At 40.1% G+C, this 15117-nt stretch carries 13 protein-coding genes; 5 read left to right on the top strand and 8 right to left on the bottom strand.

The features are described 5' to 3' along the window. Positions 1 to 7 precede the first annotated feature (7 nt). The 5 genes from N824_RS05465 to N824_RS05445 all read right to left on the bottom strand — a co-directional run bounded on the left by N824_RS05465 (position 8) and on the right by N824_RS05445 (position 7510). Positions 8 to 3406, bottom strand: a complete 3399-nt coding sequence (locus N824_RS05465; RefSeq protein WP_152541995.1) for a TonB-dependent receptor — start codon at positions 3404 to 3406, stop codon at positions 8 to 10. Positions 3407 to 3657: 251 nt separating this feature from the next. After that, positions 3658 to 4833, bottom strand: coding sequence for a FecR family protein (locus tag N824_RS05460; RefSeq protein ID WP_084498206.1), 1176 nt, complete (start codon positions 4831 to 4833; stop codon positions 3658 to 3660). 61 nt (positions 4834 to 4894) lie between these two features. Beyond that, entirely contained in the window at positions 4895 to 5482 is a 588-nt protein-coding gene (locus tag N824_RS05455) for an RNA polymerase sigma factor (protein WP_048904146.1), read from the bottom strand. Positions 5483 to 5569: 87 nt separating this feature from the next. After that, positions 5570 to 6670 (bottom strand): glycoside hydrolase family 2 TIM barrel-domain containing protein, encoded by a 1101-nt coding sequence (locus N824_RS05450; protein ID WP_200869823.1) that lies wholly within the window; start codon positions 6668 to 6670, stop codon positions 5570 to 5572. Positions 6671 to 6694: 24 nt separating this feature from the next. Beyond that, positions 6695 to 7510, bottom strand: coding sequence for a phytanoyl-CoA dioxygenase family protein (locus N824_RS05445; protein ID WP_048904145.1), 816 nt, complete (start codon positions 7508 to 7510; stop codon positions 6695 to 6697). 155 nt (positions 7511 to 7665) lie between these two features. Here N824_RS05445 and N824_RS05440 point away from each other — a divergent pair, with 155 nt between their 5' ends. Next, the gene (locus tag N824_RS05440) at positions 7666 to 8529 is read left to right on the top strand and encodes an AraC family transcriptional regulator (protein ID WP_048904144.1); all 864 of its coding nucleotides are present in this window, start codon (positions 7666 to 7668) and stop codon (positions 8527 to 8529) included. Here the strand turns inward: N824_RS05440 and N824_RS05435 are convergent. Further along, positions 8526 to 10439, bottom strand: a complete 1914-nt coding sequence (locus N824_RS05435; RefSeq protein WP_052334063.1) for a GxGYxYP domain-containing protein — start codon at positions 10437 to 10439, stop codon at positions 8526 to 8528. The genes N824_RS05440 and N824_RS05435 overlap by 4 nt on opposite strands. Positions 10440 to 10490: 51 nt before the next feature. Then, the gene (locus N824_RS05430; protein ID WP_048904143.1) at positions 10491 to 10961 is read right to left on the bottom strand and encodes a carboxymuconolactone decarboxylase family protein; all 471 of its coding nucleotides are present in this window, start codon (positions 10959 to 10961) and stop codon (positions 10491 to 10493) included. Positions 10962 to 11473: 512 nt separating this feature from the next. Here N824_RS05430 and N824_RS05420 point away from each other — a divergent pair. Further along, positions 11474 to 12556, top strand: coding sequence for a calcium:proton antiporter (locus N824_RS05420; RefSeq protein WP_048904141.1), 1083 nt, complete (start codon positions 11474 to 11476; stop codon positions 12554 to 12556). A 360-nt stretch (positions 12557 to 12916) separates the two neighbouring features. On the opposite strand, the gene N824_RS05415 is transcribed toward N824_RS05420, so the two are convergent. Then, complete coding sequence (locus tag N824_RS05415; protein WP_048904140.1) at positions 12917 to 13258, bottom strand: TfoX/Sxy family protein; 342 nt, start codon at positions 13256 to 13258, stop codon at positions 12917 to 12919. A gap of 279 nt (positions 13259 to 13537) precedes the next feature. On the opposite strand from N824_RS05415, the gene N824_RS05410 reads away from it, so the two are divergent. From N824_RS05410 to N824_RS05400, 3 genes are all read left to right on the top strand, one after another. Further along, a complete protein-coding gene (locus N824_RS05410; RefSeq protein ID WP_048904139.1) occupies positions 13538 to 14107 on the top strand; it encodes a Crp/Fnr family transcriptional regulator in 570 nt (189 codons plus the stop codon). Between the two features lie 71 nt (positions 14108 to 14178). Continuing rightward, positions 14179 to 14598, top strand: a complete 420-nt coding sequence (locus N824_RS05405) for a DUF4267 domain-containing protein (protein WP_048904138.1) — start codon at positions 14179 to 14181, stop codon at positions 14596 to 14598. Between the two features lies 1 nt (position 14599). Next, positions 14600 to 15076 (top strand): DUF2214 family protein, encoded by a 477-nt coding sequence (locus tag N824_RS05400; RefSeq protein ID WP_048904137.1) that lies wholly within the window; start codon positions 14600 to 14602, stop codon positions 15074 to 15076. Positions 15077 to 15117 lie beyond the last annotated feature (41 nt).

Below are 15117 nucleotides of genomic sequence, written 5' to 3'. Positions count from 1 at the left end.
ATGGTTATTAAAACTGCGCCCTTAAACCAAAAGTTACCATTCTTGTAATGGGATACTTTGCACCATTAGATCCCAATTCCGGATCCCATATTTTGAATTTACTGAAGGTCAGCAGGTTCTGACCCGATGTATAAAAGTACAATACCGGTACACCTGCTTTTTTCATAGATTCTGAAGTAAGTGTATATCCCAGAGAAGCCTGTTTTAAACGGATATAAGAACCATCTTTAAGCCAGTGCGTGCTATTTAAATAGTTGTTATCGGAAAGACCACCCACAGTTAAACGAGGATAATATGCATCCTGACGAGGATTATCCGGGGTCCATCTATCTAAAACTTTAGCCAGGGTATTGTTTTGATATTGACCTAAGCCGGAGAAAGGTATCACACCTACTCCATCAACGCCCATGCCATTTCCCCTAATCTCTGATCCATTTGCCATAATCCCTACATCAGCCACTCCCTGAAAAAATAACGAAAGATCGAATCTTTTATAAGCTAAAGAGAAACCAGCCCCATACAACCAGGAAGGGAAAGGCGACTTATCTAACCTTCTGCTGTCATAGGCATCAATAACACCATCTCCATTCTGATCCACATAGCGAATGTCGCCTGGGTGCACTGTCCCGAATTTCTGTTCCGGACGGGAGTCTATATCGTCCTGATCGGTAAAGTATCCGTCAGCAACATATCCCATAAATTCGTTGGATGCATATCCCGCCTGGCTTTGGTATGCAAACTTTCTTTTAGGCTCGTCTGCAAAAGTAATTTTATTTTTACTGTGGGTTACATTTCCAAACACACGCACACCTACGGCGCCTATCTGATCGTTATACTCAATACTTGCATCTATACCTCGATTACTCATTTCACCTAAATTGGCAAAGATCGCAGTTGAACCGAAGCCGCCAATTGAAGAAATTGATTCTCTTCTGATTAAAATATCTTTGCGTCTTTCATCAAAAGCATCAACAATTAGGTTGAACTTATTAAACAAACCGATCTCAAGTCCGATATCTCCTTTGTAAGACTTCTCCCAGGTTAAGTTTTCAATACCTATTAAATTTTCAGTTAAACTACCATAATATGTTCCATTTAATCCGAATCCGGTACCTCCACCTTCACCAATTTGTGTTAAATAAGGGAATCTATTCCCGGTACCTATATTATCATTACCCACAACACCATAAGAACCACGAAGTTTTAAAAGACTGAACGTCTCGGTAAATGGTTTAAAGAAACTTTCATTAGAGATCACCCAGCCTCCGGATACTGAAGGGAAAACTCCAAATTTCTTACCCTTTTCAAAATTTTCAGAACCCGTGTACCCTGCATTTACTTCGAGCAAATATTTATCCATAAAGCCGTAAGTAATCCTTCCGGCTAAACTTTGATTGCGGAAGGGAATGGAACCAATCACATCGTCAGCTGTACTTTTCAGCCTGTTTCTCATATTATATAAAAACATCCCCCCAAATCGATGATTTCCAAAGGTTCTATCATAATTAATATTCCCCTCTAAATACATCATCCGCTCACCAGCAGAAGATCGACCATAACCTAAAAATTGCTGCCCGATTCTCGTTTGTGTAAACATCAATTCGCCATTACCATCACGACCAATCGCTTGCCAATTGTCGTTTATACCTGATCTTCTGTTATCAAACTGTCCGTAACTGTCAAATGAAAATCTTGCATAAGACGACAAACCAGGAGTTAACACATCCAATTTTTGATTTACAGTAAATACGGATTGAACTGCAGGCCTAAACTCATCAGAGTAGCCATTGTTCTGAACCTCATTTAAAGGATTGGAACCACCATTTGTTGTGGGACCTGCCCATTTACCATCAGGATATCTGGCAGGATAGGCAACTGGTGTGGTAGCATAAGACTGATACCATAAACTACCTGCAGAAATACCCGGATAACGGGAATTTACCAACATTGCCCCGAGGTTCAGTTGAAGTAATGTGCTTTTGGTCACATTTACATCAATATTGCTTCTGAAGTCATAGCGTTTAAAGTCCAGATTAGGATTAAAACCATTTAAATTTGAAACTTTATATGGGCCCTTTTGATTATAAAAAGAGGTCGAAATGTAATATCGAACAGATTCAGTACCCCCATTTATGTTTAAGTGCGCATTAGTTAATGAAGAATGACTTTTGTATACCTCATCTATCCAGTTTACATTTGGATACATATAAGGATCTAAGCCACTTGCCGTTTTCTGAATAGTTTCCTCAGAAAAATTTGGCAGGAGGCCCATATTGGTTCTGGCTTCATTTAACAATTCCATATATTGAATTCCATCCAGCATCTTTGGTCTTTCAGTAAAACCGGTCAACCCATTTTCAGCTTTCAAAGAGATCTTAGGTTTACCTGCTACCCCTCTTTTTGTGGTAATGATCAATACGCCATTGGCACCTTTTGCACCATACATTGCTGTTGAAGAGGCATCTTTAAGCAGTGAAATACTGGATACGTCCTCAGGATCTATGTTATTAAATGAACCCCCAAAATCACTGTTCACATCATCTCGCTGAACACCATCCACGATGATAAGCGGCGAGGTGTTTCCGCCGTTAAATGTTCCCAAACCACGAATAGTAAACTGTGAATTATCGTACCCAGGTTCTCCACTTGATTGCATAGAGATAATACCAGCTACTTTTCCGGCCAATGCGTTAGAAAGATTTGCAACCGGGGTTCTCATATCAGCCATATTCACAGAGCTGATGGAACCGGTTACCGTAATCTTTTTCTGGGTACCATAGCCCACTACCACAACCTCCGAAAGCTCATCAACTGCCTCTTTAAGCACCACATTTATGGCATTCTGACCGTTAACAGAAACTTCCTGAGTAATAAAACCAGTGTAAGAAAAAATAAGGATAGCATTAGGCGAAGTAACAGCAATGCTAAAATCTCCATTACTATTGGTAGTCCCGCCCCCTGTTTCACCCTTTATCCGAACGGTTACACCAGGTATTCCTTTGCCCTGCGGATCCAGCACACGGCCACGTATGTCAATAGCCCGGGCAACAACGGGCTTTATTTTTAAAAGGCCGTTAACCTTTTCTCTAATCACAACAGTTCTGTCCTCAATAGTATAAGACAGAGGCTGGCCACTGAAAATCTTTTCCAGTACCTCATTCAGTTCCACAGAATTAACTTTGATATCTACCGTCTTTGCGTTTTGCAATAGCTCCTCGGTATATAAAAAGTCATAATTGCTTTGTCTTCGTATCTCCTTAAAAATACGCTTAAGGGTCGCTTTTTTTTCCGAAAGCGTGATCCTTTGCGCAAAACCTACTGCACTCACCTGCATCATGGTTGCTATTAATATTACGGTGGTTAGTCGCATAATCAGCAGTAGTTTATTGATATACTTTTTGAGCATACCAAGTTGGTTAGCATAATTTTTATACATTTGTTGGTCTGGTTATTAGCGAGTTGGTTATTGCACTTATTAAAGCTCAATAACAGGTTCGCTGGTTAAAGTTGATTGAATCGCAAGTTTTGTTGACTTAGTAATCCAGGCATTGGCCAGTTGTGTTGCAAGCACTTCTGGCTTTTTATTTTCTGTTAGCGAGGGCAGTTTCAAAGAAAACAATTCGCTAATCCCAGGATTACTTTATTGATTTTATGTAGTTATTTAGTAACTGTAATCCTCCCTTCTTCAATTATAAAGTGAACCTTATTTGTATATTCTAATTTTCTGAGTACTTGTGAGACATTCGCAAAACGGCTCACCGTACCGCCAAATTTGTCTTTGGAAACATTTCCTTTAAAGGCAACATCTATATTATACCATCTCGAAATTTTTCTCATTACCGATTCGATACTTTCACCATCGAACATAAAGTATCCGTTTTTCCAGGCCAAAACCTCATCCATATTTGCCTCGACAATTCTTAACCCGTCGTATCCATTTATAGCCTGACTTCCGGGTTTAAGTATTTGTTCTATACCTGAGGCTTTGATCAACACAGATCCTTCCACAAGCGTCGTTTTAGTCATTGGCTCATCAGCATAACTATTGATATTAAAATGAGTACCCAGAACTTTTATCTCCTGATTTTGTGTCTTAACTATAAAAGGATGACTTTTGTCTTTCGCGACCTCAAAGTAGGCCTCACCTTTTAATTCAACGCGCCTTTGCTTAAGCGCAACAAAAGACGCCGGATACGTTAATGACGATGCCGCATTCAAAAGCACTTTACTTCCATCCGGTAAAATCACTTGATATTGGCCACCTCTTGGTGTTTCTATGCTGTTAGGGGCTGTATTTACAACGTTACCGGGTTTTAATGCATAAACAATTTTTCCATCGGCCAATTTAGTAACTGTAACACCGGATTGCGCGGCCAGCTCTCCATTTTTAGCATCGGTAAGACTTATTTTCTTTCCATTAGCGAGCGTAAGCGTTGCCTTGTTTCCACCAGGGGCTATATCGCGAACCAATTTATCAGACTTGGTGTCTAGTCTGGACGAATAGTAAAAAGTACCTACACTTAAAGTGATCAGAATGATTGCTGCTGCAGCAATTTTTCTCCAATACAAATTCCTGTCCCGAAGAACACCAATTTTATGTCCCCCTTCATTAATGCTATCTTGTATTTTACCATAAAGTCTGGTGATTTCATCTAAAGACATCTCTGCCTGATGATCACTACCTACCAATCTGGAAGCTTCTTCCGCCAGCACAAAATCCCATTCACTTTTATTACTTCCTTCTTCAATGAGCTTAAAAACCCTTTCAAGTTCAGTTTTACTGCATTGATTATTTAAATACCTTGTAAATAGGTGTATGATGTCGTTGTTCAATTTCTCTCCTTTTGTAACTAATACAAATGGGAGTAACGATACATCTATCCTAAAAAAAATATTATTTTATTATTGCGGCCATTAGTACGATTACTGCACTACGCATAGTGATAAATCCTCTTATTGATTTAAGCGCCTTTACCATTTGACTATTTACTGTACTCTCAGAAATACCAAGTTCTGTTGCTGCCTGTTTATACGTTAATCCTTGTATGCGACAACGGATAAACACCTCTCTTCTCTGCTCTGGCAAACTTTTTATGGCTTCATTAAATATCGAGGTGCTTTCGCTATAGTCGAGTAGAAGCTCCGTAGCATTTTCTTCACCAACTACGTTTTTCCGCATCTCCTCCACTATGCTTGTTTCATGCTGGGCCCGTTTTAACAGATTAAGCAGGTGTCGGCGCGCAATGGTATACAAATAGGGTTTAAATGGCTGTTCGCAATCTATTTTATCTCTGTTTTCCCAAACCTTAATAAAAGTATCGTGAACAACATCTTCAGCAAGAAGCGAAGACTTAGCTGTTCTCAGCACAAAATATTTTAATTGTTTCACATACAAATAATAAAGACTGCTTAAAGCATCCGCATCACCCTCCCTAAGAAGTGTAACCAATTTCTTTTCACTGTAATTATTATAAATGTTCATTCGGTTTGGTTCCCAAGCCGAAACTACAAAAAATTAACACAAATTATATATGTTATTAATTCTCAACTACAACGCTTCCAGCAGTAACTATTTCTGGTGTTCCTGCAAGTAACTGCTGTTCTTAGATTTTAAAGCAAAATCCTTTAGCAATTCAATCTCTTCCGAGTCATAAGGTGTAAAATCACCACGAAAAAGATCATGCTGCCATAGCGCAGGAATAGGATCTGCAGGCCGATGCCCCCAAGGCAGGTCTGTTTGCGTTTTACCATTTACAAGACCCCATAACATACAGCCTACCTTTTCATTATAGAAAACAGCCAGATTATCTTTAATTACAGACCCATTAGGCCTGTTCATCCATTCGGTATTAAATAAGGGTCTGCCCTGTGTTTTAAGTTCCGTAATTTGCTTAATCAGCTCATTTTTATTACCATAATTATGAAAAGAAATAATATCTGAATTTGCAAGCGCAATCTCATTCAACCGGTCGTCACCGTTCCATATATCAATTGTTATGGGTTGAGAAGGATTGATTTCGCGTGCCCATCTGGCGACCTTCTTAAGCAAGGGAAAACTGGCAGAACCAAGTCCTCCATTTGTGGGTTCGTTATACAAGTCCCATATAAAGATGCGTTTATCGTCCTTAAAGCGTCCAATTACAGCTTTAACATACTTCTCAATGCGGGGATAAGTGGTAGAATCAACAACCATACTATGACCTGGACTTGGCGACCACGCCCATGCATACCATCCTTTAAGTGGCTCCGGCTGCTTTCCTACTTTAGGATCATGCTCAATTCCAAAAACGCAATCATCAAACAAAGCAGGCATAAATTTAATATTATGCTTGTTGCAAATTGCCAGAAACTTATCCAGTGTGTTTAAAAAATATTCAGGATCATCTTCATAAACGGCATATTGAAGCACAGCTCTCAAACAATTAAGTCCGCTTTTCTCTGCCAGAGCAAGTTCCGTGTCAATGGCCTTGGCGTCAAAACTAGTCTTATCCCACATGGCAGTATAATTAATGGCATAAGCCGGGATATAGTTAAAGCCACAGTAAAATGGCTGTTTGTTGTACCAATCCCATATTTTCTGCTTTGGCCAGCGTCGGTCGGATTGGGCCATAACCGGGCAAACGAATAATACCAGCAATAATAAATTTATTGCATAAAATATCTTTCTCATAAAAATTCCAAAAATGGACTGCCCTTAAAGCACCAGCGGATTAATTTCTGATCTCACCAAACCACCAATTGGCTCATTCATTAACCAACGCTCGCGGTCATTTATCTGCCAGCTATTCTTAGGTTCAGCTACCTTTGCACCATCAGCAACGTAAATAATAGTCATAACCTCCCGCATAATATCAGATTGGTTACCGGGAGCGCTATGAATGGTATTGCCATAATGCCAGGTTGCGTCTCCAGCTTTCATCGTCGATGAACGCATGATAGGGAAAGCATTATCCTTTACATACTTTTCATACTCAGCTTCCGATTCATCAGAGATTTCGTAATTAAACACTACTCCTTTTTTATGAGAATCAGAAGCAAATGTCAGCATACCCATTTCTACATTAATATCTACCAGAGGCATCCACATAGTGACGGTATTAGGTGTGTCGAGGGGCCAATAATACTGATCCTGATGCCATGGCGTAGGCCCACCTCCAGGTTCTTTAAACAGGGCCTGATCATGATAAATGCGTATATTTTCCACGCCAAGTAAGTCTGCGGCAATCTTACCCATACGTTTGGCAAGCGTAAATTTCCTCGCTTGTTCATCTACTTCCCACAAATTCATTATCTGTAAAAAAGCTTTCCCGTACGTATCTCTTTCGGCTAAATCTCTTTTTTCGGTATTGAACTTAGCGGCGGCTTCTTTGATTACATCTCTGTAAATAAGCACTTCTTCAGCATCAAGTACATTTGGGATTAAAACATGTCCGTTCTGACGGAACGCTGCAGCCTGTGCGTAAGTTATTTCACGGTACTGATCTAATTTAGGCAATTCAATTGTCGACATGACTCTATTTGATTTAGGTTTACATTTGGTGTTTTCAATTGCTAAATAACTGTTTATCCTTAGTCTGCGAAAGGAGTAAATTGGCCTTTTAATGGTTTTTTTTATCCATTTACAAGAATTAACCCATAACTTTATGAGAATATGAAATAATTGACATGGCAAGAGCTGCATTTGAAGCATTAGACCCATATAATGATAATTCCTTTCTGCTTCGCGAGTTCAGGGAGTTTACCGCGCCCTATCATTTTCATCCTGAACATGAACTTACGCTTATTGTAAAAGGTAAGGGTAATCGTTATGTTGGCAATCACATGGACGTATACAGTTCCGGGGATCTGGTTCTTATCGGCTCAAATCTACCCCATTGCTGGAAAATTGAGCACAACGAAGAACAAGACAATGATGTTGCCTCAGTAGTTATTCAATTTAACAATGATTTTCTGGGCACAGATTTCCTGGCCAAACCAGAGCTATCTCAAATACTACATCTGCTGGAAAGAAGCAAACATGGAATACAGTTTTTAAACCCTACTGCTGAAGAAATAACCAAAAGATTAATTCTCTTGGCTAAACAACCAAATTCTTTTAAGCGACTTATCGAATTTTTAGAAATCTTATATACCCTGGCCATTTCCAAAGAATACAAATTACTCGATAAGCAAGAAACAAAGGCGCATCAGTCAGCAAAAACAGAAAGAATCAATATCGTTCTAGGATATATTATCGACAATTACAAGGATGAGATTTTGCTTGATCAAGCAGCCGCGTTGGTAAATATGACGCCAAACGCCTTTTGCAAATACTACAAAAAGACCACCAAAAAAACTTTTATAGAAACAGTAACTGACTACCGGATAAATTACGCCATTCAACAACTTGTAAATTCAGATAAATCTATCTCCGACATCTGCTTTGAGAATGGCTTTGGCGACCTATCGCATTTCTATAAGCTTTTTAAAAGAAAGATGAAACTTAGTCCTTTAAAATACCGCAAGGAATTCAGGAAAGATACTGCCTAATGGATCTTCCCATTGGCCGCATCCGGGGTTTGTTTTAAATAAATGCGATACAATTCGAAAAAAGTCGGCGCATCCAATAATTCGATTTTAGGATCAATACGCTTTAACTCATCAACCACTTTCACATACCAGCCAGGGTCTTTTAAAATATTGCGAAACCAATGAAATGGTACCGGGCGCTTTCCTACTCTATCAAGAATATGTTTTGCCGCTACCACAGGATCATCCTCATTGACGTCATCATCAGCACGCAACACGGGCATCTTCCCATGTAAAGTAGTTAAAGGGGTTTTCTGTGGAACTATTCCGTTAGGGCTAAACTTAGCATAGGCATCCAGCCCTTTTTTATTAAGCCCGGGCGCCTGGCCATCAATAATAAACCCGGTGATACTTAAGTCCCATTTATCATAATATGGCTTGTTGTGCGCTACCCAGGCATCCAGACCATCCGGTAATGCTGAAATTGGTCTGGGCTGCTGCAACATTCCCGGCATTAAGTATCCGGCCCCATTATCAGCTGCAGCGAAATAATCATTTTTTGTTGCCGATTCCCTCCTATATTCCATTGCCATTGGCACTCGCTGCTGTAAAACCGGACTAATGCACCACATCAATGGAATTTTACCACGCTCCGGACTATCCCATAAGGTGGGTGTAGTCTGAGATATCCATGAGGAAGCATCGTAATCACCAACATAGAAAATAAAGAAATTACGCCCTTTAAAATTAACTTTTCCGTCCCCGGTTAAATAACCTCTTTGCTTCAGTTCAGCCTGGGTAACCCACTTTTGTTCATATTTCTTCTTAAGTGGGTAATGCTGCCAGAAAGAGGCATTTGCCAGTGCACCAAAACCAATGGCATCCGCATCTTTAAACGCGTTATAGGCACTAATAACAGCAGAATATTCCCATTCGGTTGGCACATCATCGTGACTGCCACCAGCATGCCTGGTGTATTTAAAAGCCCATGGAGGGAAACCCCCAAGATATGCATAATCCATGCCCTTGTTGTGCTGATAAGCGGTAAGCAATAATTCTTTAAGCGTGGTTAGGTCTGTCCCTATTTTCTGAGTAGGATCATCAGTTGCAGGCTCATCACCCCAGGGGCTCAGGTCAAAGAAAAACCCACGCTTACTCACAAAAAAATCATGATTGGTAAGCGTATGATGATTTGGGCCGGCAGCACGCGGATTCTTCATCCACTGCTGATCTACATAATATGCGCCATACTTTGCATTGGTTTTGCCGGCCTTTGTGTATTTCTCCATAAACCACAGGTAGGCATCATTTTTAGCCGAACCTGTGGATAAGCGGGTAGTTCCCGGGATAATGCCAGCTCCGGTAAATAATGATGATCCATCTCTATTCAACAACCAGACTTTAACAGGTAATTTAGGACCCTGTAATACAAGACGTGTGTATAAACTGTTTTTACTAAGGTCATAACGAACAGCAACGACATCTTCCTGCCCGGCAACAGAAGAGGCTACATTACTGGTTGCAGAAACGTTGGGGTCATAAACCACCACGCCTTTAATAGCTGATCGGTATGCTTTAACTAAACGAACAACATCCTTATAAACCACCGTATCCCTACCGTTTAACCATTTGCCCTTTTGCCGATATTTATTCCACCAGTACCTGTCAATGTCTATTGCCCCATTCTTTACCATGTAAATATACAGCCTTGGCGATTTCCGGTTTACTATTCCTTGCAATGTTGAAACTGTATGTACATCATCCCATGCTGTTTTTACCTCGTCAGCATTACTGAGATCTTTTGATAAGGTATACTCCAGATCAAATATACCAATAGGAACTTTTTCTAATGATTGAGATTTCACAAAAGGAGAAAGCAAAAGAAAGCATGCTCCTAAGAACATGCTTCTTATTAATTTAAAAGTCGTCATTATCTGTATGTTAAACTGTGAATATAAAGAAAATGACGAAATAATACCCTATTAAGCTTTTATGGCAAATGCACCTGGCTGATAATCTCCTGCCGGAGTACGAAAAGCAATATTAAGACGATTGTAACTGTTAATGGTATTCACTGCGATTGTCAAGTCAATCAGTTCTTCTTCAGTAAACTGCTGTATCGCTTCCTGATATACCTCATCAGAAACATCGCCTCCTGTTATCCTGGTTACCGCCTCTGCCCATGCCAATGCAGCACGTTCCCGGGCGGTATATAATGGGGCATCACGCCATGCATTCAATACATACAATCGCTGCTCAGTTTCACCTTCCACACGCAAATCTTTTGAATGCATATCCAAACAAAACGCACAACCATTAATTTGAGACACTCTAAAATAAATCAGGTTTAAAAGTTTCTTTTCAACAGGAGATTTGGCAAGATAAATTCCTAAACCATACATTGCTTTTATAGCGTTCTGTCCTTTTGCGAATAAATTGATTCTTTGTTCCATTTTCTTTTTGATCTAAATTGTAATACAATATTTGTTTTATACCGCTATGACAATCGAGGTTTCAGAAATAGGACACCAATGAGAAAATATTTTCTGTTTTTATTATCTATACCCTCCATTTAAAAGATTAGCAAAAAAAACTGCATTTAWWWWMWRYYTSCTYRWTCCTTGCCATTAGCCACGATAAGTTGGATCATCAGCAAACAAAACTCCCCTTCTCCGCTTCCATTTGCCGTGGCAATAATGGCCGCAGAATTGGCTACTTTACCAATATTTGTTTTCGATGAATATCCATTAATAAAGGGCTTACTGGTATATTGAGCCACGGTAGCGTATTTAAATCATAACATCCACAATTTTTTATTTAAACTATAGAAACATTAACTAAGAAGAATTGAGATTTATACGTTAAAAGTGTAAAATTTCTGAACCACAACATTCTTTTTATCGTTTCCTGCACAATAATTGTAGTCTTAAATTTTTAATTCAATATCTCACTTAATCCCAAATTTATGAGCAAAAAACTACCAGTACCTTTATGGACCATCTTATCTCCAATCGTAGCCTGGCTAGCCTATTTTGGCAGTTCGTTAAATCTTGGGATTTTCTATACATTCTTTCTAGCAGCCGTCCTCATTGCCGCTGTACTTGCGGCAGTACATCATGCGGAAGTTGTAGCTCATCGGGTCGGGGAACCTTTTGGCACCCTGCTGCTTGCACTGGCCATTACCGTAATTGAAGTAGCGCTGATTGTTTCTTTAATGCTAACAGGTGGTCCCGATACCGCGGCACTTGCCCGCGATACGGTTCTGGCTGCTGTAATGATTATTTTAACCGGAATTATTGGTCTGTGTCTACTGGTAGGCGGAGCCAAGTTTAAAGAACAGGTGTTTAGTCTTCCCGGAGTAAGTGCAGCTGTGGTTACGCTTACGGCAATACTGGTACTCACGTTGATTCTTCCAAATTATACCACCAGTAAGGCAGGTCCTGAATACACCCCTACCCAGCTCATTTTTGTAGCTGTAGTGTGCCTGGTGTTGTATGGTGCTTTTGTGATGGTTCAAACCATCAGGCATCGCGATTTCTTTTTACCTCCCGATGCTGATGGCGACGAAGAAGTACACGCTGAACCGCCAACCAATAAAGTCGCTTTACTAAGTACCTTCCTATTGCTTTTATGTCTGGGCATTGTAGTATTACTTGCAAAGGCTTTGGCACCCGATATAGAAAATGCCGTAATCAACTTTGGAGCGCCAAAGTCATTGGTAGGGGTCATCATTGCTGCAGTAGTGTTACTGCCAGAGGGGCTTGCAGCCTATCGTGCAGCCAGAAAGAACCGTTTACAAACCAGCCTGAATCTTGCTCTTGGATCTGCACTGGCAAGTATCGGTTTAACCATTCCGGCCGTGGCAATTGTATCTATGGTAACAGGAATGACCATTACCTTAGGAATTGACATGAAGGCAACTGTCTTACTCTTGCTGGCACAATTTACAATCATGCTTTCACTGGCTACAGGCAAAACTAATATATTACAGGGAGTGGTTTTACTGGTTATATTTGCGGTCTATCTTTTCACGATAATAGCCCCATAATTTATTTAAATGGGTTACCTTTTTAGCTTCAGGGTATTAATTAATGAACAAAACTTGTATCTAAAACAAAATTATTATGAAAAACCTATTCAAATTTGGCTTTTTAGCTTTAGCAATATCTTTATCAGTTGCCGCTTGTACTTCAGWMWWMMRAKCNWGATGCTACAGATTCTACAATGACTGATACTTCTATGACCACAATGGACACTACTGCAACTGATTCGGCTGCTATCGATACCGCTGTGAAGACGCAATAAAAAAATAATTTAGGCTAATTACCTACGCAAAAGCGCCTGCTCATTCGTTGAGGAGGCGCTTTTACTTTAATTTAAATATCTACTCAACTAATTTATACCAGACCTATTTTTTCTTTTTGGAGGATTTAGCCAGCGGATTAAACTCCAGACAGAGGCTCAGCCAGTACCTCAGCTCCTGTTGCTTCTCTACATCAGTATCATCTACATACACAAAGTCTTTCATTGTTCTTCCGTTGTTGATCATTTGCCTACAATTGGTGTTTTCCAATTTTTCCTCTGCTTTGCTTGCTCCAACGCGGCATAGTAACCCTGTGCTGGTTACACATATACACATCTTTTCATCAACCATAAAACAAATCCCGCTAAACATTGCTTTTTCTGTCACGTCATCCCGGTCTTCAAGTAACTCGCGGACACGGTCTGCTAATCGTTGATTATAACTCATAAACTATTTTACGTTTAACTCAATGGTAAAAATACCATTTCCTATATCAAATCACAATTGTGTAAAGACATGTTAAAAATTGCTAAAAATGTTGAAATAAGATTCTCAGCCCTAAGGTAAAACATAAAGGGAAAGAGTTTGATGAGATATACAAAGAAGTCATTGATATGGTTTGGAAATGCCGCTCATTGATATTTACGCCATACAACTGCATATCCTCCTCTAAATGAATTAACGGTTATCTTTTGATACAAATTTCTCAGTTGGTTATATTTGTTTATGGACTTACTGATCAAAACCATTCAAAATTATATTCCACTTTCATCGGCTGATGAAGAAATTATACGAAAACTATTTCGCGAGCGAAAACTGAAAAAAGGCGAACATTTACTGGAAGCCGGCAATGTCTGCAGAAATATTATTTTCATTGAAAAGGGATTGGTGCGTTACTACAACAATAAGGACGGGGAAGAACAAACCGGTTATTTTAACAAGGAGGGGGAATTTGTTTGTGACTACCCCAGCTTTTTACCACAGAAGCCGTCATTAACGAACATACAGGCATTGGAAGAAACTACTGTCCATACCATCAGCCATGCCAATATGCAGTTGTTTTATCAGCAAGTGGAGCATGGCGAACGATTTGGGAGACTGGCAATTGAATACGTTTTTGTGAATGTGATCAACCAGATCACCTCACTCTACAATGATCCTGCGGAGCTGCGCTATCAGCAGTTTCTTTCCAGGTTCCAGGATATCGGGCAGCGCATACCACAATATTATATTGCCTCCTATATAGGTATCAAACCACAGTCTTTAAGCCGAATCCGAAAACGTATGGTAGGGTAGCATTAATTAACCTGGGTGAATGAACCCAGTCATTTCATTAGTGAACTTTGTGTTATTAAATACTAAATAACATGAAAACAAAAAATGAAATAAGCAGCTGGGGTATCCGCTCCGCATCCTACTGGATGACCATGCTGATGGCCCTGGGAATTATCTTTGTAGGCATCCGGTTTATTGCCATTCCCCAGACCGCCGCCCAGGCATTTGGCATCCCTTTTTCCAGCACTCAGGACCTCGTTTTTGGAAGAATAAAAGGCATACGCGATATCTTTTCGGGGATCGTGCTCTTGCCACTACTTTTATTACGCATGAGAGTAGCGGCAGCCTATGTTTTTACAGCAGCAATCATCATACCTGCAACAGACTGCGTACTGGTCTTGTTGACCAATGGACTGGATGTTCCGCATATGCTGATCCATGGCTTAACAGCCGCCTTCATGGTCATAACCAGCTTTTTATTGTTCAGTGCTAAACAAAAAACAACACTCTGATATGAATATGCTAATTTTAATGCAGGGCTTGCTTATCATGCATCTTACCGGCCTCACACTGCTCGCGGGCACTACCGTTGCAGATTACGTTACCTTCCGTACTTTTTCCAACCAGTTTAAAACCTTGGGCGAACCCTCCGACAGCCTGTTAAAGCTCATGTCCAGACTTGCAATAGTTTTAGCGATAGGTGGTGGTTTACTCCTGGTTTCCGGTGTAGGCCTGATGGCGGTTACCCATGGTGTTTTCATGCATCAATTGTGGTTTAAGATTAAACTGGCACTTATCCTGGCACTTGTACTCAACGGCTTCCTGGTTGGAAATGGGCAGATCGCAAAGTTAAAGAAGGGTTTAAAGCAAAGCACTGATCGTACCGATCGATTGGTTAGCGGCGCTATAGTACGGCTGAATATTTTCTATCTGCTGCAACTGGCGATATTTCTGTTTATCATTACCCTGGCTGTTTTCAAGATCAACTAGCATTGCTGGTTGCAAAGTGTGTTTGAGAATAACCCTAAAAC

It is taken from the genome of Pedobacter sp. V48, assembly GCF_000523515.1.
Lineage (GTDB): Bacteria > Bacteroidota > Bacteroidia > Sphingobacteriales > Sphingobacteriaceae > Pedobacter.
The sequence above is the reverse complement of the archived record's forward strand: the minus strand, read 5'-3'. Positions and strand labels throughout refer to the sequence as shown.